This window comes from Pseudomonas batumici, from assembly GCF_000820515.1.
GTDB lineage: Bacteria > Pseudomonadota > Gammaproteobacteria > Pseudomonadales > Pseudomonadaceae > Aquipseudomonas > Aquipseudomonas batumici.
This window is the reverse complement of record NZ_JXDG01000010.1, coordinates 17,279-38,100: the sequence shown is the minus strand read 5'-3', so window position 1 is coordinate 38,100 and position 20,822 is coordinate 17,279. Positions and strand designations below refer to the sequence as shown.

General features: G+C 63.6%; 19 protein-coding genes. 6 read left to right on the top strand and 13 right to left on the bottom strand.

The annotated features are described in order from the left end of the window. Positions 1-97 precede the first annotated feature (97 nt). Entirely contained in the window at positions 98-1,117 is a 1,020-nt protein-coding gene (locus UCMB321_RS05025; protein WP_040064351.1) for a Leu/Phe/Val dehydrogenase, read from the bottom strand. 178 nt (positions 1,118-1,295) lie between these two features. Between UCMB321_RS05025 and UCMB321_RS05020 the strand changes: the two genes are divergently transcribed. Then, positions 1,296-2,099 (top strand): SirB1 family protein, encoded by an 804-nt coding sequence (locus UCMB321_RS05020; RefSeq protein ID WP_040064350.1) that lies wholly within the window; start codon positions 1,296-1,298, stop codon positions 2,097-2,099. Between the two features lie 129 nt (positions 2,100-2,228). On the opposite strand, the gene maiA is transcribed toward UCMB321_RS05020, so the two are convergent. From maiA to hmgA, 3 genes are read right to left on the bottom strand one after another with little or no spacing between them, the layout of a single operon-like run. Beyond that, complete coding sequence (gene maiA / locus UCMB321_RS05015) at positions 2,229-2,867, bottom strand: maleylacetoacetate isomerase (protein ID WP_040064349.1); 639 nt, start codon at positions 2,865-2,867, stop codon at positions 2,229-2,231. A gap of 12 nt (positions 2,868-2,879) precedes the next feature. Then, entirely contained in the window at positions 2,880-4,184 is a 1,305-nt protein-coding gene (fahA, locus tag UCMB321_RS05010) for a fumarylacetoacetase (protein ID WP_040064348.1), read from the bottom strand. A gap of 3 nt (positions 4,185-4,187) precedes the next feature. After that, positions 4,188-5,486, bottom strand: a complete 1,299-nt coding sequence (gene hmgA / locus UCMB321_RS05005; protein WP_040064347.1) for a homogentisate 1,2-dioxygenase — start codon at positions 5,484-5,486, stop codon at positions 4,188-4,190. 187 nt (positions 5,487-5,673) lie between these two features. On the opposite strand from hmgA, the gene UCMB321_RS05000 reads away from it, so the two are divergent. Then, the gene (locus UCMB321_RS05000; protein WP_040064346.1) at positions 5,674-6,471 is read left to right on the top strand and encodes an IclR family transcriptional regulator; all 798 of its coding nucleotides are present in this window, start codon (positions 5,674-5,676) and stop codon (positions 6,469-6,471) included. Between the two features lie 24 nt (positions 6,472-6,495). On the opposite strand, the gene UCMB321_RS04995 is transcribed toward UCMB321_RS05000, so the two are convergent. The 3 genes from UCMB321_RS04995 to UCMB321_RS04985 all read right to left on the bottom strand — a co-directional run bounded on the left by UCMB321_RS04995 (position 6,496) and on the right by UCMB321_RS04985 (position 12,475). Next, positions 6,496-9,039: a LuxR C-terminal-related transcriptional regulator gene (locus UCMB321_RS04995; RefSeq protein WP_040064345.1), complete on the bottom strand. Its 2,544-nt coding sequence runs from the start codon at positions 9,037-9,039 to the stop codon at positions 6,496-6,498. Positions 9,040-9,313: 274 nt separating this feature from the next. Beyond that, positions 9,314-10,681: a DUF1329 domain-containing protein gene (locus tag UCMB321_RS04990; RefSeq protein WP_040064344.1), complete on the bottom strand. Its 1,368-nt coding sequence runs from the start codon at positions 10,679-10,681 to the stop codon at positions 9,314-9,316. A 24-nt stretch (positions 10,682-10,705) separates the two neighbouring features. Next, complete coding sequence (locus tag UCMB321_RS04985; protein ID WP_040064341.1) at positions 10,706-12,475, bottom strand: DUF1302 domain-containing protein; 1,770 nt, start codon at positions 12,473-12,475, stop codon at positions 10,706-10,708. A 524-nt stretch (positions 12,476-12,999) separates the two neighbouring features. Here UCMB321_RS04985 and UCMB321_RS04975 point away from each other — a divergent pair. After that, positions 13,000-13,767 carry an N-acetylmuramoyl-L-alanine amidase gene (locus UCMB321_RS04975; protein ID WP_040064337.1) on the top strand — a complete coding sequence of 256 codons (768 nt, stop codon included), beginning with the start codon at positions 13,000-13,002 and terminating at the stop codon, positions 13,765-13,767. A gap of 88 nt (positions 13,768-13,855) precedes the next feature. Here the strand turns inward: UCMB321_RS04975 and UCMB321_RS04970 are convergent, their stop codons facing one another. The 4 genes from UCMB321_RS04970 to UCMB321_RS04955 all read right to left on the bottom strand — a co-directional run bounded on the left by UCMB321_RS04970 (position 13,856) and on the right by UCMB321_RS04955 (position 16,936). Then, positions 13,856-14,767 carry an SDR family oxidoreductase gene (locus tag UCMB321_RS04970; RefSeq protein WP_040064335.1) on the bottom strand — a complete coding sequence of 304 codons (912 nt, stop codon included), beginning with the start codon at positions 14,765-14,767 and terminating at the stop codon, positions 13,856-13,858. Positions 14,768-14,945: 178 nt separating this feature from the next. After that, the gene (locus UCMB321_RS04965) at positions 14,946-15,728 is read right to left on the bottom strand and encodes a class II aldolase/adducin family protein (RefSeq protein WP_040064334.1); all 783 of its coding nucleotides are present in this window, start codon (positions 15,726-15,728) and stop codon (positions 14,946-14,948) included. A 145-nt stretch (positions 15,729-15,873) separates the two neighbouring features. Continuing rightward, positions 15,874-16,560 (bottom strand): LrgB family protein, encoded by a 687-nt coding sequence (locus tag UCMB321_RS04960; protein WP_040064332.1) that lies wholly within the window; start codon positions 16,558-16,560, stop codon positions 15,874-15,876. Continuing rightward, positions 16,550-16,936 (bottom strand): CidA/LrgA family protein, encoded by a 387-nt coding sequence (locus tag UCMB321_RS04955; protein ID WP_040064331.1) that lies wholly within the window; start codon positions 16,934-16,936, stop codon positions 16,550-16,552. The genes UCMB321_RS04960 and UCMB321_RS04955 overlap by 11 nt, the downstream gene beginning before the upstream one ends. A gap of 97 nt (positions 16,937-17,033) precedes the next feature. Between UCMB321_RS04955 and UCMB321_RS04950 the strand changes: the two genes are divergently transcribed. Beyond that, complete coding sequence (locus tag UCMB321_RS04950) at positions 17,034-17,930, top strand: LysR family transcriptional regulator (RefSeq protein ID WP_040064330.1); 897 nt, start codon at positions 17,034-17,036, stop codon at positions 17,928-17,930. Here the strand turns inward: UCMB321_RS04950 and UCMB321_RS04945 are convergent. Next, the gene (locus UCMB321_RS04945) at positions 17,914-18,366 is read right to left on the bottom strand and encodes a flavodoxin (RefSeq protein WP_040064327.1); all 453 of its coding nucleotides are present in this window, start codon (positions 18,364-18,366) and stop codon (positions 17,914-17,916) included. The genes UCMB321_RS04950 and UCMB321_RS04945 overlap by 17 nt on opposite strands. Before the next feature lie 158 nt (positions 18,367-18,524). Here UCMB321_RS04945 and UCMB321_RS04940 point away from each other — a divergent pair, with 158 nt between their 5' ends. Next, positions 18,525-18,989 carry a PAS domain-containing protein gene (locus tag UCMB321_RS04940; protein ID WP_040064325.1) on the top strand — a complete coding sequence of 155 codons (465 nt, stop codon included), beginning with the start codon at positions 18,525-18,527 and terminating at the stop codon, positions 18,987-18,989. A gap of 39 nt (positions 18,990-19,028) precedes the next feature. Here the strand turns inward: UCMB321_RS04940 and UCMB321_RS04935 are convergent, their stop codons facing one another. Beyond that, positions 19,029-20,000 carry a MerR family transcriptional regulator gene (locus tag UCMB321_RS04935; protein ID WP_040064324.1) on the bottom strand — a complete coding sequence of 324 codons (972 nt, stop codon included), beginning with the start codon at positions 19,998-20,000 and terminating at the stop codon, positions 19,029-19,031. 210 nt (positions 20,001-20,210) lie between these two features. On the opposite strand from UCMB321_RS04935, the gene UCMB321_RS04930 reads away from it, so the two are divergent. Next, a complete protein-coding gene (locus tag UCMB321_RS04930; RefSeq protein WP_040064322.1) occupies positions 20,211-20,780 on the top strand; it encodes a putative antibiotic biosynthesis monooxygenase in 570 nt (189 codons plus the stop codon). Positions 20,781-20,822: the final 42 nt, after the last annotated feature.

The window sequence follows — 20,822 nt, the reverse complement described above, 5'->3', positions numbered from 1 at the left end:
AAAACGGTAAGGCTAAATATTTAGCCATTTTATTGACGCCATGCCGATCAAGCTGGTTTATGCCAGCTGGGGGAATGTTCCAAGCCCTATCAAGGAGTTACCGGTAAAGTAGACGCTCCGCCAATTCGTCGGCCACCCGCGCCGGCGAACGCTTTTCCGCCTGGGCATGACCGAAGACCTCGGTCAGGCGGGCTCCGATACGGGACAGATGGGCGGTGATGGTCGGCAGTGACTCGCCCTGATGCTTGAGGGCGACATAGATCAACCCGCCAGAGCTGATCACGTAGTCGGGCGCATAAAGAATGCCGCGCTTTTCCAACTGGTCGGCGACGCTGATATGCGTCAGCTGGGTGCTGGCCGAACCGGCCACCGCGGCACAACGCAGTTGCGCCACACTCTGGCTGGTAAGCACATTGCCTATGCTGCAAGGGGCAAGAATGTCACACGGGGTACTGAGCAGGGCTTCACAGGCGACCGGGTGCGCGCCCAGTTGTTCCATGGCCAGTTGCACCTTGCCCGGGTCGGTATCGCTGACCAGCAACTCCGCCCCCGCCGCGTGCAACTGCTCGGCCAGGGCATAACCGACATTGCCCAGGCCCTGCACCGCCACCCGCAAACCCTCCAGGTTGTCGCTGCCCAGCCGCGCCATGGCGGTGGTGCGAATCCCGGCGAACACGCCCATGGCCGCGTGAGGCGACGGATCGCCGGCGCTCGTGGTGCTGGTGACATGCTGGGTGTATTGGGCAATGCAGTCCATATCGGCGGTGGAGGTACCGCTATCGATGGCCGTGATGTAGCGTCCATTGAGTTGCTCGATGCAACGGCCGAAGGCTTCGAACAAGGCGGCGCGGCTTTCCACATGGGGCGGACGAATGATCACCGCCTTGCCGCCGCCTACCGCCAACCCCGCGAGCGCGGCCTTGTAGCTCATGCCCTGGGCCAGGCGAATGGCATCGACCATCGCGCTTTCATCGTCGGGATAGGCCAGGTAGCGACAGCCTCCCAGTGCCGGCCCGAGACGACGGTTATGAATGGCAATCACCGCCTTCAACCCGGAAACCGGATCGACGCTGAGGTGCAGCGACTCAAGACGAGTGCTTTGCATGAGAGCGAACATCGAGAGGCCCCCTGACTACTACCTGATAGCGATTATAGGCCTCGTGGGAAAGCTTGCAGAAGCAAGCAGGAATAAGCCCATGGCGTTTTCAGGCTTTTCGATATAACCATAGACCTGTGCAAGAGACTGGACGAAAGCCCGTCGCGGGGCTAAAACAGAGACTCTGCCGGAGATTTTGATGAACCCCCGCCAAGCCTTTTTCGCCTGCCTGGAACGCACCCCGCCCGCAGTGTTCGAAGCGGCCTTGTGGATGGCGGCCGAGCATGACCCGCAGGTTCGACCCGAGTCCGTGCTGCGTGACTTCCGCGACCTGCAACAACGGGTCAGCGCCGGCCTGCCGATGCTGCCGGTCAGCGAGTTGGCTCAGCCGCTGTTGCGGCGAATGAACGATCTGGGTTTCCAGCAGGACGAGTTCACCCCGTTGCGCCCTCACGCGGCACTGCTCGACAAAGTCCTGCAGCGCCGACGCGGGCAGCCGCTGGTACTGGCTTTGATCGCCCTGGAGCTGGCCCGGCAACTGGAGATTCCGCTGGTGGGGGTGAACTTTCCCGGGCATTTCCTGCTGCGGGTGCCGGGGGCCGATCATCTGCTCGATCCGTGCGGCGGCCGACGTCTTTATCCCAACGACTGCCGCGAGTTGCTGACCCGCCAGTACGGCCCGACTGCGCTGCTGAAAGCCGAGCACATGCACACCGCTACACCCGTACAGATGCTCCAGCGCTTATCGCGCAACCTGCGGCAATTGCACCAGACCAACGACGATTTCCTCGCTGCCCTGGTGGATGCCGAGCGGGTCCTGGAGCTGGGCCAGGCCAATGCCAGCGACTACCTGGCCCGCGCCAGTCTCTACCAGCAGCTCGATTGTCCACGGGCCGAGCGCTATGACCTGGAACGGGCGCTACTGCTCTGCGATGACCCGATCCAGCGGCTGCGGCTGACCGAGCGGCTGGGGCAATTGCCGCCGAATGCGGTGGTGCATTGACTCGCAACTACGGTCAACGCGGTCACTGTAGGAGCTGGCTTGTCGGGACGCCGCACCGCAGCGATAGCGATGGTGAATGTTACATCGTCATCGCTGGCAAGCCAGCTCCTACAGGTTCTGCGATATGCCTTACAGCGGAGTATCCGGCTGATTGGCCGGATGCGCCTTGATGAACGCAGGATGCTGTTCCGCCAGCGCCGCCACCCGGCGAATACGCGGGTAAACCTCCAGCGACACCTTGAACCGCTGTGCCGCATACAACTGCGGAATCAGGTACACATCCGCCAACCCCGGCGCCTTGCCAAAGCAATAGCCGGTATCGCCAATCAACTGTTCCACCGCCGCCAGCCCCTGGCTGACCCAGTGGCCGATCCACTCCAGTACCTGGGCATCGTCATGCCCCCACTGGCGCAGCAGGTTGGTGGTGCCGGAGTTGTGCAACGGATGAATATCGCAACCGATCACCGCCGCCACCGCCCGCTCGCGGGCACGGGTCAGCAGGTCCGAGGCCAGTAGCGGCACCTGTGGATAACGTTCCTCGAGAAACTCGATGATCGCCGGCGACTGCGTCAGCACGTCTCCCGCGTCGGTGCGCAAGGCCGGCACCCGTCCTTGCGGGTTGACCGCCAGGTACGCCGGCTGGCGCTGTTCACCGCCGCCCGGGGCGATGAGGTTGATCGGCAGCGCGCGGTAATCCAGGCCCTTGAGGGCCAGGGCGATCCGCACGCGGTAGGACGAGGTCGAACGGTAATACGTGTAAAGCTCCATGGCCCACTCCTCTCAACGTGCCGGAACAATCTTGCCCCGGCATTCGCCGAAGCCGATGGAAGCAAAGCCTTCACGGCGGCAACGCGCCCGCAGGATGATTTCGTCACCGTCCTCGAGGAACTTGCGCACCTCGCCCGTGGCCAGTTCCACCGGTTTCTTGCCGCCCTCGGTGATCTCCAGCAGGCTGCCGAACTGCCCCGCTTCGGGCCCGGACAAGGTGCCCGAACCGAACAGGTCGCCGGCCTGCAACTGGCAGCCGTTGACGCTGTGGTGTGCAACCAGTTGCGCCACGGTCCAGTACATGTGTCGGGTGTTGCTCAGGGTCAGGCGCTGGGCCGGCAGGTTCTGCTCGCGCATGGCCTCGGTCAGCAACAGCACTTCCAGTTCGATATCGAAGGCACCACCCTGCTGGTCGCGTGTATCGAACAGGTACGGCAGTGGTTGCGGATCGCCTTGCGGACGCGCCGGTTGTGCCTGGCGGAACGGTTCCAACGCTTCGGCTGTCACCACCCAGGGCGAGACGCTGGTAATGAAGCTCTTGGACAGGAACGGCCCCAGCGGCTGGTATTCCCAGGCCTGGATATCCCGCGCCGACCAGTCGTTGAGCAGGCAGAAACCGGCGATGTGCTCGGCGGCGTCACCGATGGCGATCGACTCGCCCATGGCATTGCCGCGGCCGATCCAGATGCCCAGTTCCAGTTCGTAGTCCAGTCGCGCGCAGGGACCGAAGCTCGGCTCGCTTTGCCCGGCGGGCAAGGTCTGGCCCTTGGGTCGACGCACTTCGCTGCCGGACGGGCGAACGGTCGAGGCCCGGCCGTGATAACCGATGGGCACGTACTTGTAGTTGGGCAGCAGCGGGTTGTCGGGGCGGAACAGCTTGCCGACGTTCTGCGCATGCTCGATGCCGACATAGAAATCGGTGTAGTCACCGATCCTGGCCGGCAGGTGCAATTGGCAATCGGCCGCCAGGGGCAGCAGCTTCGCGCCCTGGGCTTCGATCTTGCCGCGCAGGCTGCTGCTTTCGCCGAGCAGTTCCAGCAGACGCGCGCGCAAGGCCACGCGGGCCGCGGAACCGAGTTCGAAGAAGGCATTCAACTGACCGCCACGGGTCGCTTCGACAGCGGCCTTGGCCTGGCCCTCGAACAACCCGAGTTCCAGGGCCGCTTCCAGGTCGAAGATCTGCTCACCGATCGCCACGCCACTGCGCGGCGCCGAACCTGGGAGGCTGAACACCCCCAGCGGCAGGTTCTGCAACGGGAAATCGGCATGGCCGTTGGCGGACGCAACCCAACTGCGAAGGGTGGCTGGCTGACTCATGGGTTATCTCCGATTCGGGTTGAAGGTGACGGGCAAGGTGGCCCAGCAAGTATCGTAGTCGTTCTGCAACTGTGGGCAGTCGAGGGCGAAGCGGCTCGGGCGCAGCACCTGGCTGGTCTCGAACATGAAGGCCATGGTGTTGTCGATCTTGCTCGGCGCGAGTTCGGCGGCAATCGCCCGGGTGCAGGTTTCACCATCCGGGCCATGGGCGCTCATGCAGCTGTGCAGCGACGCGCCGCCGGGCAGGAAACCTTCGGCCTTGGCGTCGTAGGCACCCTGGATCAAGCCCATGAACTCGTTCATCAGATTGCGGTGGAACCACGGCGGACGGAAGGTGTTCTCGGCCACCATCCAGCGCGGCGGGAAGATCACGAAGTCGAGGTTGGCCATGCCGGGCACGCTGGTGGGCGAGGTGAGCACGGTGAAGATCGACGGGTCCGGGTGATCGAAGCTGACCGTGCCGATGGTGTTGAAACGACGCAGGTCGTATTTGTACGGCACATTGTTGCCGTGCCAGGCGACCACGTTGAGCGGCGAATGATCGAGCTCGCAACCCCAGAGCTCGCCGAGGAACTTCTGCACCAGGGTCGTCGGTTGCCGCAGGTCTTCGTAATGGGCGACCGGGGCGAGGAAATCCCGCGGATTGGCCAGGCCGTTGCTGCCGATGGGGCCCAGGTCCGGCAGGCGCAGCGGCGCACCATGGTTTTCCGCCAGGTAGCCACGGGCTTGCGGGTCGAGCAGTTCGACGCGGAATTTCAGGCCACGGGGCAATACGGCGATTTCCAGCGGCTCGATCTCCAGCACGCCCAGCTCGGTGACGAGCCGCAGCCGCCCCTGTTCCGGGACCAGCAACCACTCGCCGTCGGCATTGAAGAACACCCGCTCCATGGAGCGGTTGGCGCGGTAGCCGTAGATGCTGATGCCGGCCGGTTTTTCCGGCGCCGAGTTGGCCGCCATGTTCACCAGGCCGTCGATGAAGTCGGTCGGCTCGCTCGGAATCTCCAGCGGGTTCCAGCGCAGGCGGTTGGGTGTGATCGGGCCCAGCGACCCACCGGCCAGTTGCCGCTCCAGTTTGGCGAAAGCCGGATGCCGGGCCGACGGCTGGATGCGGTACATCCAGGTGCGCCGTGCTTCGCTGCGGGTCATGGTGAAGGCCGTGCCGGAGAACAGTTCGGCATAAAGACCGTAGGGCGCTTTCTGCGGGGAGTTCTGGCCGACCGGCAGCGCGCCGGGCAAGGCCTCGCTGCTGAATTCGTTGCCGAAGCCGGACTGATAGGCCAGCACCGTGGAATCGGGATTCATGGAGCCTCCTGGAGGGAGTGGACCTGGGGCTGCCGGCCTGATTCGAGGGGGCGTGCAACACGGTCCGGTTTGTTTTTATTGGGACGTAATTATGCATAACGTAACTTGATTATGCAGAACGTAATTTGATTGACCGTGCCCGTCAAGCTATAAAGACGCCCATTCGTCCCGGGATTACATTGCCTCCATGGAAAAGCCACGTCCTACCAGCGACAGCAACGGTAAACAGAAAGTCCGCTCGGCGGAGGTGGGTACCGACATCCTCAAGGCGTTGGCCGAGCTGTCGCCCAGCACCTCGCTGTCGCGCCTGGCCGAGCATGTGCAGATGCCGGCGAGCAAGGTCCACCGTTATCTCCAGGCCTTGATCGCCAGTGGCTTTGCCGAGCAGAACGCGGCGACCAACCACTATGGCCTGGGGCGCGAAGCGCTGCGGGTCGGCCTGGCGGCGCTGAACAGCATGGAGGTGCTGCATGTGGCGGCGATGCCGTTGGCGGAGCTGCGCGACGACCTGAATGAAAGCTGTTTCCTCGCGGTGTGGGGCAACCACGGGGCGACCGTGGTGCATATCGAACCGGCCGTACGCGCGGTGACGGTGGTGACGCAGTTGGGGTCGGTGCTGCCGTTGCTCAGTTCGTCCACGGGGCTGGTGTTCAACGCCTTCCTGCCGGATCGGGAAACGGTCGAGCTGCGTGAAGCGGAACTCAAGGCCGGCCACCCTCACCCGCTGGCCGATGCCGCGGCCTACACCGCGACCTGCGAACGGATCCGCCGACGCGGGCTGCATTTCGTCCATGGCTTGCTGATGCCCGGGGTCGATGCCTTGTCGGCGCCGGTGTTCAATGCCCTGGGACAGGTGGTGGCGGTGCTCACGGTGGTGGGGCCGACGTCGCTGTTCCACGCCGATGAAGACGGCCCGGCGGCCAAGCGGTTGCTGGCGGCGAGCCAGGCGGTGAGTTGGCGGATGGGTTATCAGCCGCAGGGCTGAAAATGCCGTCCTTGGCCAGAGGCACTACCCCATCAGCCCCAAGGCCTTGGCCTTGGCCACCGCCTGGGTCCGCCGCTCCACCCCCAGTTTGCTGTGGATCCGCCGCGCATGGGTTTTCACCGTGTGCAGCGAGATGAACAGCTGGTCGGCGATCTGCAGATTGGAACTGCCCAGGGCAATCAGCTTGAGCACTTCCAGTTCACGCTGGCTCAAGGGATTGTCTCCCGTGGCCATCAGCGCTTCTTCAAAGCCCAGGCTCGCCAGCATCTCCGGCTGGCGCAAACGCAACTCACGCAAGGCCTGTTGCAGGTTGCAGCGGCTGACCAGCGCCAGCCCCTCCTCCAGATGACTCTTGGCCAGCGCGCTACGCCCCAGCAGGAAGGCCACTTCCGCCAGCGCCAGACGCAACTCCGTTTCCATCCCCTGCATGCCCCGACGCTGAGCCTGCTCGAGCAAGGGCGCCAGCGCTTCCAGCGGGGCCTGGGCCTTGTGCAGATAGACCTGCGCCAGCACCAACAGGTATTCAAGTCGCGGAATCAGCTCCAGCGTCGCCGGCGGCGCCTGTACCCCGTTCGCGCCACGGTAGTGACGCAGCACCCGGGTCAGCGCCTCCTCCGCCAGCTCCGGCCGCCCCTGTTGCAACCAGAAATGGCAGCTGACCATCAGCAGCACCGCGCGATACACCACATCCGGAATATGCCGTTGCTGCATCAACCGTTCGGCATCGCGCAAGCGGACAAACGCCTGGGCGTAGTCGCCGTGGTTGGCATCCAGCAGGGCCAGTCCGAGAAACCCGTACAAGGCCCGTTTGTCCTGGCTGCGCAGGCACTCGTCCAGGCCCGTCTGGAAATGTTCGGCGGCCTGTTGATCGCGGCCCTGGCGCAGGGCGATCCGTCCCCGGCGCAAGGCGATACGCCCCAGCAACGGTCCCGCCAGGTAGCGCTTGGCGGATAACAAGGCATGCATGTTGTCCAGCAGGCTCTCGCTGCGGTGCAAGGCTCCCCGTTGCTCCAGCAACTGTGCATGGTCCAGCTCCAGCAGCGCCTCGAACAGCAGCGAACCTTGTGCCCGCGCCAGGCACAGCGCCTCGCGACTCAAGGCGTGGGCCTGCTCCAGCTCACCCTCGAGCAGCGCCTGCTGGGTCAGCCCGGACAGACAGAACAACCGCGCCGGCCAGGCGGCCGGCGGCAGATCCCGCAAGGCTTCGAGGAAATGCCCACGCGCAGGTTGCGCCTGCCCCTGCAGATGCAGCAACCAGCCTTGCTGGGCCTGCCAGCGCGCCACCAGTTGCCGTTGTGCCGCCGCTGACGGCTGCGGGGTGAAACGGGCCATCTGCTCGATGCTGTGGGCCGCCTCGTCGAAGCGCCCGGCGAACAGCAAGGCGGTGGTGATCAGGCCCACCAGATGCGGCGTGCCGAACATCAATTCGTCCGGCTGCTGCTCGTGCAGACGCAGCAGCAGCGCCACGTTCTGGTCCTGGAACAGGTAATCGAAGGTGAAGTTGTGCAACAGGCTGGCCGCCACTTCGAACTCCTCGGCGGCCAGGGCCTGCTCCACCGCGGCCTGCCAGTCGCCCCGGGCACTGAACCACTGACAGGCCCGGCGATGCCAGGAGCGCCCGGCCGGCCAGGGTTCATCGCGCAGCAACAGGGTCAGTGGCGCGAACACCCGCAGCCATTCCGAGGAGTCTTCCCAGGGCTCGATAAAGCACCCGAGTTCCTGCAGGGTTCGCATCCACTGGGCGCCCTCCCCCGCACCGAACAGGTGCTCGCAGAGGTCGGCATTGAAGCGGGGCAGATGCACCAGCACGCGCCAGGCTTCGGCCAGTTCGGGCGCCAGGGCATCGAACAGTTCGTGTTGCAGGTAGTCGAGCAGGGTCGCCGAACGTCGCGCACCGGCGTCGGGGGCGCTGGCGATCCAGGCCGAGGCCTCCAGCATGGCAACCCGCACACCGGCGCACCAGCCGGCGGTGTACTGGCTCATCCGGTCGATGCACTGCGGGGTAATCGACGGGTGATTCACCAACTGTTCGATTTCGCTCCGCTCGAACAACAGGCTCGGGCTGTCGACTTCGTAGAGTTCACCTTCGAGCAACAGCCGTGGCCAGTTGCAGTGGGGCCGCCGCCGCACGCCCAGCCACCAGCTCAGGACCGGACTGCTGGTCGCCAGCAGCCGATCGAGCAACTGATCCAGCGCCGGGTTGGGCAAACGGCAATAGTCGTCGAGGAAAACCCAGGTGGGCGTGGTCCAGCGCGCCAGCCGTGCCAACAGGCTCGACTCGTCGTGGGGCTCGTCCAGCCCCAGCGCCTGGGCCAGGGCACTGCAGAAGGCGTCGGTCGTGAGACTCGCCCCGGACAGCGGTAACCAGCACACGCCACAGCTGGGCGGCGCTTGCAGCAGGCATTCGGCGAGCAGCGCGCTCTTGCCGCTGCCGGCGGGCGCGCAGAGCAGGCGGACCCGCGCCTGGGACTCGATCAAGGGGGTGCTGAGGCGCGCACGCGGCAAATGGCGGGAGGACAAACGAGGCAGGAACCCGGGACGGTCCAGACGCGGGGTCATGGCGGTCATTGCGGCGGCCTTTCTTGGTTTTATCCGGTCACCCTAATCCTGTTCAAGCCTGGGAATGAACGAATATTCAGGAAACTTATCGAGCGTTATAACAAAGAGGCCCCAAGGGGGCAGGTTTTGGCCGGATACAGCGACGGTGTGTAGGAGCAGCCGGTCGACGCTCGATTGCTCGCGATGGTAACCCAGACACCGCGGGGTATCAGACGCCCCGCGTTATCGTTGACGACCATCGCGAGCAAGCTCGCTCCTACATCCTACATCCAACAGAGAGGGTTTAGCGCACCCCACTCGCCCGCAGCGCCGCCGGCGTGTAATCCGCCGCCTTGCCGATGAAGCCGAACTGGAAGCTGTGCTTCTCTTCGTTCTTCATGCCCAGGGCGATGTAGCGCCCGGCAATCAGGTCGTACAGCGCTTCAACGGTATAAGCCGGCACCTGGTGGTCGTAGTAGAACTGTGCATGACCTTCGGCAACCCGCCACAGTTGACCGCGGCCGTCGTAGTGATCCACCAGCGCGACCTGCCAGCTGTCCTCGTCGATGTACATGTGGCGCTTGGCATAGATATGCCGCTCGCTCGGCTTGACCGTCCCTTCGATTTCCCAGACCCGGTGCAACTCGTAGCGGGTCAGGTCCTGGTTGAGATGGCCGGCCTTGATCACGTCGGTGTACTTGAGGGTCGGCGAATCCAGCTTGTAGCTGTTGTAGGGGATGTACATCTCCTTCTTGCCGATCAGTTTCCAGTCGTAACGGTCCGGAGCACCGGAGAACATGTCGAAGTTGTCCGAGGTGCGCAGGCCATCGGCGGCGGTACCCGGGCCGTCATAGGCGACTTGCGGGGCGCGGCGCACACGGCGCTGGCCGGCGTTGTAGACCCAGGCCAGGCGCGGCTCCTTCACCTGGTCGAGGGTCTCGTGCACCAGCAGCACGTTGCCCGCCAGACGCGCCGGCGCGGTGACTTCCTGCTTGAAGAAGGTCAGCACGTTGGCGCCCTTGTCCGGCGCCAGGTCGGGAATTTCCGACGGCACGGCGGCTTCTTCCTCGAAGGTGATCGGCGTGAAGGAACCGTCGGTCTGTGGCGTAGCCTGGGTAATGGTGCGGCGCAGGTTGCCGCCGTGGTAGCGGGTGATGTGGTTCCACAGCACTTCCACGCCGTTCTTCGGAATCGGGAAGGCGTAGTAGCGGATGCCGGTGAAGTTCGCCAGCCCGTTGCCGTCGTTGATGGCCGTGACGTTGAGGGCGCTGCGCTTGGCCGACTCCAGGACCGCCGGCGGCAGGGCGACGCTGCGATGCGTCGGATAGACCGGAATCTTGTAGGTCTGCGGGTAGCGCTTGAACATCGCCAGTTGGCCCTCGGAAAGCTTGGCCTTGTACTGGTCGGCATTGGCCGCAGTGATGATGAACAGCGGTTTTTCATTGGCGAACGGGTCAGCCAGGAAGCCCTTGCTGTCCACCGCGCCGGCGTTCTTCGGGATACCGCCGGTGTAGGCCGGGATCGAGCCGTCGGCATTGCCGGCCTTTTCCGCGCCGATGGCCGTCAGGGTGGTGCCGAGCTTGGCCGCTTCCTCCGCGGAAACCGCCGCCATTACGTTGGCTGCCAACAGGCTCAGGGCCAGGGCGCCGCATTGCAGAATCATCTTGCGCATAAAATTGTCCTTCTCAAGCCTGGATCAGAAATTCGCGCCGACGCTGAGCGCCAGGAAGTCACGGTCAGTCAATGTGTTGTAGTGGCCACCGAAAAAGTCGGTGTAGCTGAGGCTCGCGGTATAGGTGTTGCGGTAGTCGGCATCCACACCGATGCTGATCGCCTTGGCGCCCTGGTTGAACAGGCCGTTGGGGCCGTAACCCTTGACGTCATGGGACCAGGACAGGTTGGGCTTGAGGTTGATCCCGGCGAACACGTTGCTGTAGTCGAGGATCGCCCGGGCCCGGTAGCCCCAGGAAGTCGCGGTGACGAAACCGCCGGTATCGCCCTGGAAGCCGTAGGCGCCGTATACCGAGTCACGCCCGTAACGCAGCTTGTCCTTGGTCTCCAGGCCACCGACGTAGGTCATCCCCGCCTCGCCCACCAGCGTCAGGCGCTCGGCCCCCAGAACCTGGTCGAAGAACTGCGTGAGGGTGCTTTGGATCTGGGTGATTTCCTTGCGGCGGTAACCGGTATTGTCGGAACCGAGGCTGGTCTGGATCGGTGAGGCGGCGCCGCCGGCAATCGGATTGACCAGCGCCAGGGTCAGGTCGGTGGTGTTGAGCTGCACCGGGGCGTTGGGACGATAGCTGATCTCGCCGCTCCAGGCGGTACCGGTGGGCAGGGTCGTGGAGAAGCTGGCGCCGTAGAGACGGATGTCTTCCGGGTACTCGAGGTAGTACTGGCCGCGCCCCAGCATGACGCTTTGCGCCAGGCCACTGCGGAAGGCTGCCGGCGCCAACGGCAGGATACGGCCCAGCGCGGCCAGGGTGCTGGCATCGGCGGTCTTGGTACCGACTGTCGGGGTACGACTGTGGTAGTTGATGAAATACAGGCCGTACTCGGTCTCGCTACCCAGCCAGCGCAAGGCCATGCCCCATTGGCCGCCGTCACGGGCATCGCGGTCATCGCCGCGCTGTACCACGATACCTTCCGGAGTGATCTGGAAGCCCTGCCCGAACGCCGCAGCCAACGGTTGCAAAGGCGCAATCGCCGGACTGCCCACGGTGTAGTTGTTGTTGCAACCATGGGCGACCACGTCGTTGCCGAAGAAGGTCCCGCAGTTGTCCACCACCGTGTTTTCCCAGTTCAACTGGTAGAACCCTTCGACCGTCAGCTGGTCGGTCAGGCTCTGGGAGGCGAAGAACATGTTGACCGGAATCAGGCCTTCCTTGATCTCGGCACCTGGCCGGCGGAAGGCCGATACGTCGATGGGGTTGATGCTGTTGATCGAGTTGCCGATGAAGGTACTTTCCCCCCAACTGACCACCTGCTTGCCCAGGCGCACGGTGCCCGGCAGGTCGGCGATGGAGTAATGGTGGTAGATGAAGGCGTCGAGCAGTTCGGCGCCGGAAGAGCGCGCCCCTTCATCACGATGGTGATCGCTGATGTCCTTGAAGTCCTGGCCGCCGTCGGCCGTCGCAAAGTCGTACCAGTACTTGCCCCGGACGAAGACGCCGGTATCGCCGTACTTCAACTCCAGGTCGTGAATGCCCTTGAAGATCTTCGAGTAGGCATCGCCCTTCTTGAAGTTCAGGCGTCCGTCATCACCGGTGGAAGCCTGGCCGGTGCCGCCGTTGGTCACGCCCACCAGGCGCTTGTCGGCATCGCGCATGCCCCAGCTCGCGCCAAGGGACAGGGAGGAGTCGAATTTGCCTTCGATGTCCCCGATGTTGAACGAAACCGCCTGCGCCTGCGCACTGGCGCCGATGGCAACCGCGATGGCCAGGGCCTGCGGTGTGAAGATGGCGCGCATTGTTGTTTTTGTCATGCGTCTTCCCCGGTGTGTGACAGAAGGCTTCACCCTACTCATCGCCAACGGGAGCGATAAGCGCACCAAGGAGGTATTCGTGCTGTACCTCGAAAGGATGAATGGGCGCCTCCGGCGCGGCTTGCAGCGGACCATCGAACCCATGGATAGCGCGTCATAGCGCACGTGGATGGAGGGAGGACGAGACGATCCGAACATAGCGACCGAAAAAAACAACTGTTACCACGACGGTAACGGTGAATGTCGCAAACCGGGCTTTTTCAACGGGTCCGAAGTACTTATGCTGATCATCATCTTCTGTTTACTGACGTTGATTTACTCCTTGATCGAACGTCTTCCCTTGGCCACTGCATTTGCAGTGGCCTTTTTTATTCCCCCCGAAAGTTTAAAAACAAAACATAGAGACAACTCCTACAGGAACAGGAGACCCGACCACCTTTTCATCACTTGGCAGCACGATTCACCCTGTTTCACTCAACAACGTCGTGCCATAGGGAAAGGAATCGCTTATGAAAGCCATCAACTACAACGCCTACCGCAGCACGCGGAGTTTCAACGACAGGGTTCGGTTTCTAGTGATGCATTACACCGCCGCCGATTTCGCCAGTTCAATGGCGACCCTGACCGGCCCCAACGTCAGCAGCCATTACCTGGTGCCCGATGTCACCGACCCGAGCTATATCCAGGCCGGCTTCAACCAGCAGGAAATCTTCAATCTGGTGGACGAACAAAAACGCGCCTGGCACGCGGGCGCCAGTGCCTGGGGCGGCAGAACGCAGCTCAATGACACCTCGATCGGCATCGAGATCGTCAACCTGGCGTCCGATAGCGCGGGGCAGTTTCATTTTCCGCCTTATGAACCCCGGCAGATCGAAGCGCTCAAGCAACTGGCGCTGAACATCCTCGCCCGCCATCCCGGTATCGACCCGACCCAGGTGGTCGGGCATTCGGATATCGCCTGGAACCGCAAGAGCGATCCGGGGGCCGCCTTTCCCTGGCACGATCTGTATCGGGCGGGCATCGGCGCCTGGTTCGACGAGGCGACCCGCGACCAGTACCGGCAGCAATACCTGCGCGAGGGTCTGCCCCCTCAAGCAACGACATTGGCGCTTTTCAAGAAGTACGGTTACGAGGTGACGAGAGCTGACACGCCAGCGGGATTCAGGCAACTGGTCAGGGCGTTCCAGTTGCATTTCCGACCGGCGAATTATGACGGGGTGCTCGATGCCGAAACGGCGGCCAATCTGGCAGCGCTGGTGGCGAAGTACTTCCCCTGACGGTGGGGACCGGCGATGGCAATAAATCTTGCAGCGCCATCGCCGGCAAGCCGGTTCGAAGAATCCCGATCCGCTATCGGGAGACGACTCAGGCCATATATTTCTGCAGATTCGCCATCATTTCCTTCAAGGATTCGGGCGTGTCCTTCGGGTGCACGGCGCCCTCGAAATCACAGATCTGCTTCCAACTGGCCGCCACGTCCTCCACGGAAAAACCGTTGTGCGGATCGAACCCGGCGCCCAGGCTGCGCTCCCAGCGGGTCTTGCCGATCCAGCCGCCACCGACTTCGAACAGGCCGGCGGTTTCATCGCACTGCTCACTGCCGAGGAACACCACCAGCGGGCTGATCAGTTCCGGTTTGAGCAACTCGAACACCTGCGGCGGGATCAGGCCTTCGGTCATACGCGTGCCGCCGGTCGGGGCGATGGCGTTGACCAGGATATTGTTCTTGCGGCCCTCGATGGCCAGGGTCCGGGTCAGGCCATACAAGCCGAGCTTGGCCATGCCGTAGTTGGACTGGCCGAAATTGCCGTAGATACCGGACGTCGACGCGGTGAAGATGACCCGGCCGTAGTTCTGATCACGCAGGTGTGGCCAGGCCGCATGGGTGACTTTGTAGGCACCTTCGACATGCACCCGGTAAACCAGGTCCCAGTCGGCATCCTCCATCTTCAGGAAGGTCTTGTCCCGCAGGATGCCGGCGTTGTTCACCACCACATCGATACGACCGAAGGCATCCAGGGCGTTCTGCACGATCTTGTCGCCATCGGTGACCGAGTCATGGTTGGCCACGGCCGTACCGCCGGCTTCGCGAATCTCGGCCACCACCTTGTCCGCCGCCGAGGCATTGGCGCCTTCACCGTGGGCCGAGCCGCCGAGGTCGTTGACCAGCACTTTCGCGCCATGACGGGCGAACAGCAGTGCATGGGCACGCCCCAGGCCGCCGCCGGCTCCGGTGACGATCACCACTTTATCTTCGAAGCGCACAGACTCACTCATACAGGACTCCAGCCAGGACCGATGGAAATAGAAGCCGAGTGTCGGACACCCGGCCTTGGGTCACAATAAAGTCAGCCAGGGCTGAATGGTGCGCGATAAGGCAGCGGGATAGTCCGGCACGGGCGCCGCAACGGCCCAGGTTGACACCCGCCCCCCTGGGCCATCCCGGACACTGGCCTCAGAGCCGGAACCCGGCGTCTTGCTGGTCCAGCTTGCGCAACAGCGCCGGCCAGGCCAGCGCACCGCCCATGCCCTGGGCACTGCGGGTCACCCCGGCGATCATGGCCTTGGCCCCGGCAAGAATCTGCGGCTCGATGGTGATCAGTGGCGCCGCGCCATTTTGTGCCAGCACCTGGATCTCGCAGGCGCGTTGGAAGGTGAACATCATCAGGAAGGTGTCGGCAATGCTCGAGCCACAGGTGAGCAGACCGTGGTTATGCAGCATGAGAAAGTTGTTTTCACCGAGGTCGGCCTGCAACCGCGCTTTCTCTTCATGGTTGAGGGCCACCCCTTCGTAGGCGTGATAAGCCAGGCTCGACAGCACGAACAGCGACTGCTGGCTGATGGGCAGCACCCCCTGCTGCTGCGCCGAGACCGCGACACCCGCAGCGGTGTGGGTGTGCAGCACGCAGGTCACGTCGTGACGCACCTCATGAATGGCGCTGTGGATGGTGTAGCCGGCCGGGTTGATCTCGTAGGGGCTGTCCATCAACTTGTTGCCGGCCTGGTCGACCTTGACCAGGCTCGACGCGGTGATCTCGTGGAACATCAGCCCGTAGGGGTTGATCAGGAAGTCCTCGGTGCCTGGCACCTTGGCCGAGATGTGGGTGAAGATCAGGTCGTCCCAACCATGCATCGCCACCAGGCGATAACAGGCCGCCAGGTCGACGCGGGTCTGCCATTCGGCGGCGCTGACTTGGCTCTTCACATCGGGTGCGACGGTAACAGGGGCTGCGTTCACGGCACTGACCTCGGCGGTTTCCGGTTTTTATTCGAGTGCCGACCAGTCTAGATCAGCCCATCGCCGCAACGGAGTCGCCTTGCCAGCCAGCTTGATGACCCAGCGGGTCAGCGCGCTGCCGAGGATGAAAGCCTGCCGGCGCGGATCAGATCAGCGACGCCAGCAAAGGCGCGGCAAACAGGTTCAGCAGGCCGGTCAGCACCATCACCAGGCCCGCCACCGAGCCCTCCTCGCCACCCACTTCACGGGCGCGGCTGACACCGGCACCGTGGGCCCCCACGCCGAACAGGGCACCGCGCGCCAGGCTGCTGCGCAGCGGCAACCACTTGAGCAGCAGCCCGCCGAGCAAGGCGCCGAAAACGCCGGTGACCATCACGAACACCGCGGTCAGCTCGGGCACGCCCCCCAGGTCCTGGGCCAGAGGCATGGCAAAGGGCGTGGTGATCGAGCGCGGCACCAGCGACAGGGTCAGGCTGGTGTCCAACGACAGCGCCCTGGCCAGCCCGTAGGAAGTGCCGATGGACGCCGCGCTGCCCGCGACCATCCCCAGCAGCAGCGCCGGACCATGGCGCATCAGCATCCGCCGCTGCTGCCAGATCGGCACTGCGAAGGCCACGGTGACCGGCCCCAGGATCAGCATCAGCCAGTGGGTATCGCGCGAGTATTCGGCGTACGCCGTGTGCAAGGGGATCGCCACCGCCAGCAACACGAACGGCACCAGGATCAGCGGTGACAGCAGATAGCGATCCGTGCGGCCATATACCCAGCGGCTGAACACATAGGCTGCCAGGGTCAGCCCCAGCCAGAACAGGGACATCCACTCAAGCTTCACGGCGGGCACTCCAGCGACAGACGAACTCGACGGTAAAGGCGGTCGCCAGCATCACCGCCAGGGTACTGACCCCGATCACCAGCAGTATCCGCCAGCCGTCCTGGCGCACCATGGCGCCGTAGTCCAGCAGGCTCATCAACGCCGGGATGAAGAACAACAACATTTCGGCCATCAGCAGCCCGGCCCCCAGTTGCAGGGTGGCGGGCTTGATCCAGCCGGTGGCGAAGGCCAGCAGCAGCAACGCCAGGCCGATCACACCGCCGGGAATCGGCCAGTGGCTCCAGGCGGCGAACAGTGCGCCCACTTGATAGAGCCCCAGCAATACCGCCAGTTCGGCCAGCAAGCGGCAGGATTTTTTCAGCAACAGACGGTTCATCGGGTTCAGTCCTCTCTGGGACCCGATTTTAAAGTGCCCCCTACCATCCCAAAAGCGAATTGTTAGACTGGCAGCCATTCCAATCTGGAATCAGGTCATGGAATTCAAGCAACTGCGCAGCTTCATCGAAGTGGTCCGCCAGGGCGGCTTCACCCAGGCGGCGAAAACCCTGCACATCAGCCAGTCGGCGGTGAGCAAGCAGGTCGCCCAGCTCGAGCACGACCTCGCCACGCCCTTGCTCGACCGCCAGGGCTCCCGGGTCCTGCTGACCGCGGCAGGCGCCGTGGTGCTGCAACGGGCCGAAGAAATGCTGCGCCTGCGCGACGGGCTGCTCAGTGAACTGGACGACCTGAGCCACCTGGCCCGGGGCGAACTGCGCCTGGGCTTGCCGCAACTGGGCGGCGAGACGCTGTTCGCCAGCCTCTTCGCCGAATACCGGCGGCGCTACCCCAATATCAGCATTCACCTGCTCGAAGGCGGCAGCCTGAATATCGAGCCGGCGGTGCTGAGCGGCGAACTGGAACTGGGCGGCAGCCTCAAGCCGAGCGATCCGGCGTTCGACTACCAGCCCTTTTGCGACGAACCGCTGGATGTGTTGCTGGCGACCGACCATCCCCTGGCCGAGGAAGGCTCCATCCGCCTGGAGCAATTGGCCGATACGCCGTTTCTGCTGTACCAGCGCAGTTTCGTGCTCAATCACCGGCTGATGGAGGCCTGCCGGCAGGCCGGGTTCACCCCCAGGGAAAGCGGGCGCAGCGGCCAGGCGGATTTTCTCGCCGCGCTGGTGGCCGCCGGGCAAGGCGTGGCGCTACTGCCCAGCGTGGTGGCACGTTCGCTGGTACGTCCCGGCGTGGTCCGCCTGACCTTGAGTTCGCCCACCGACCTGCGCTGGGACATCGCCTTCATCTGGCGCCGCGGCGCCTACCTGTCCAAGGCCGCCCAGGCCTGGCTGGCGCTGTTGCGCGAGCGCGCCAACGTCAGCGCAACGCGCTGATGAACTCGGCCAGCCATGGCTCGGCATCGGTTTCCGGGGTGACGCTTTCGCTGGCGTCCAGGCGCAGCATGTCCTTGACTTCCCGCACCCCCAACTCGGCAAACAGCTCGCGCATCTGTTCGCCGCCGCCGCAGAAGGTGTCGCCGTAGCTGGAGTCGCCCAGGCCGATCACCCCACCCGGCAAACCGCGCCACGCCGCCGGCAACTGGTCGCGGATGGCGTGATACAGCGCCTGGATATTGTCCGGCAGCTCACCCATGCCGGTGGTGGCGGTCACCGCCAGGAAAGCGTCCGGGGCGAAGGCCTGGACATCGGCCAGGGTCGCCCGCGGGTTGTGCCAGGCCTCGAAACCGGCCTCGCGGAGGATTTTTTCAGCATGGCGGGCAACTTCTTCGGCGGTGCCGTAGACCGAGCCGGAAAGGATGGCGACTTTCATCAATCTGATCCTGGTGCTTTATAAAAAGAACAGGATACCAGCAGATGAGAGACTTTCTCACAAAACCCGCCACTCGCCAGAATCAAATGGAATGGATTGCTCAAGACGATGTCTTAAACTCCGACGCACAGGTCGATGGACTGCGGATGTCTTGAGAAATGATAAACCCCAAACTGTTGCAACTGGTGATCGACGCGTCGAACGACGGTATCGTGGTGGCCGAACAGGAAGGTGAAGACCATATCCTGATCTATGCCAACCCGGCGTTCGAACGCCTGACCGGTTATACCAACGAAGAGATTCTCTACCAGGACTGTCGTTTCCTGCAGTCGGGCGACCGCGACCAGCCGGCACTGGAACTGATCCGCGAAGCCCTGCGCAGCCGCAAGCCGTGCCGCCAGATCCTGCGCAACTACCGCAAGGACGGCAGCCATTTCTGGAACGAACTGTCGCTGTCGCCGGTGTTCAACGAAGGTGACCAACTGACCTACTTCGTCGGCGTGCAAAAAGACGTGACCCTTCAGGTCAAGGCACAACAGCGGGTGGCGCAACTGGAAGCCCAGTTGGCCAAGGTCCAGGCCGAGCTGGAGGCGCTCAAGGCCACCGGCGGTAACCCGGCATAACCCAGGGCGTGGAGGCAGAGGAAGACGCCTGAGCACCGATCAGGTGTCGAGCCGGCCCACCAGCAACTGCCGCAAGCGCCGACGCATCAACTGGCCATCACTGCCCAGGCAACCGATGCTCGAACCTTCCAGGCGCTCTTGCAGCAGCTCCGAGACATCCCCGGCCAACATCACCGCGCAGTCCACGGACAGGGCCAGACGCTTGAGGCGGCGCGGCAGATCCGTCATCGGCGAGCGGTTGGAATACAGCACCAGCGCCTCGGGCCGGAGCTTTTCACACACCAGGGTCAATTCATCGAAGGGCTGGCCGACCGCCAGGACGCTGATGCAGCGGTCGCCGTCACCCAGCAACAGGCCCGCCACCAGCAATTCGAGTTCACGACATTGATCCGGCACAGCGGCGACCACGATACGCTTGCAGGGGAATCCACACACCGAGCGCAGACGCTGCAATACCCGCGCACGCAGGAACGCATCGAGAAACAGCCATTCGCTGACCTGGCCGAACTCACCCGGTTGAACCTGCAGGCGCTGCCACAGCGGCAGGAGGATATTCTGGAACACCACGTTCAGCGGGTAGCTGGAAAACACCTGTCCATAGAGGCCTTCGAGGGCCGATTCGTCGAAAGCGCTGACCGCCGCGTGCAATTGCGTCTGCCAGTCGTCCCATTCCGTCTGCGCAATCGATTGCGTCGCAATGCCGGTAGGTGTGTGGATGGGCAGGGCCTGGGCGGCGGTTTTCGCCAGGATCTTGCCGACCTTGCTCACCGCCACGCCGCGCTCGATCCAGCCCATGATGGTGCGGACTGTCTCGATATCGCTCATGGTATAGAGCCGATGCCCACTTTCGGTGCGCGTCGGTTGAATCAGACCGTAGCGTCGCTCCCACGCCCGCAGGGTGATCGGATTGACTCCGGTCAGGCGCGAGACTTCACGAATGGGAAACAACTCTTCCTGTTTCAACGCCCGCAACAGCGGCGCGGCAGGTTCAAGTTCGGTCATGACGGGCATCTGTCACAGATTTCGGAATAGGATTTGGCAGATATTCTAGACCACTGGATCCAAACATCTGCAAACCCTACGCAATACCAGTCACATTCCTGGTGCATTTTCCGGAATAGGGAATAATTCTTGCCTGTCCACCACCGCAGCCCATCACCCCGGCGCTGCGTTGCGCATTCGCCCTACCCGGGCGGCATGCTTGTCTTACGGAGATACATGATGTCTACCTCACCCGTCACCATGATGGTTGCCCGGCGCGTTGCCGATGGCCGCTACCAGGACCTGCTCGCCTGGTTGCACGAAGGCGAATTGCTCGCCACCGACTTTCCCGGTTACCTGGGTTCCGGCGTGCTCGCCCCGCCGCCCGGTGACAACGAATTCCAGATGATCTTCCGCTTCAGCGATGCCGCGACCCTCAACGCCTGGGAGCACTCCGCCTCGCGCAAGGCCTGGCTGGCGCGTGGCAGCGACCTGTTCGCCGGGCCGCAGGAACAGCGGGTCAGTGGCATCGATGGCTGGTTCGGCACCGTGGGCCAGCGTCCGCCGCGCTGGAAACAGGCAGTGGCGATCTGGCTGGCGTTCTTTCCGGTGTCGCTGCTGTTCAACTTCGCCCTGGGGCCGTTGCTGGCCGAGTTGAGCCTGGTGCCCCGGGTGCTGCTCAGCACGCTGATCCTGACACCGCTGATGGTCTACTGCTTCATTCCGCTGTCGACCCACCTGCTGGCGGGCTGGTTGCACAGCACGAAGGCCAAGGCGCTGCCCAGGGACACCGCCACCGCCCGGCATTGACGGCACCTCTTCCTGCAGCGGCAGTATCCGGCTTGGCAGTTG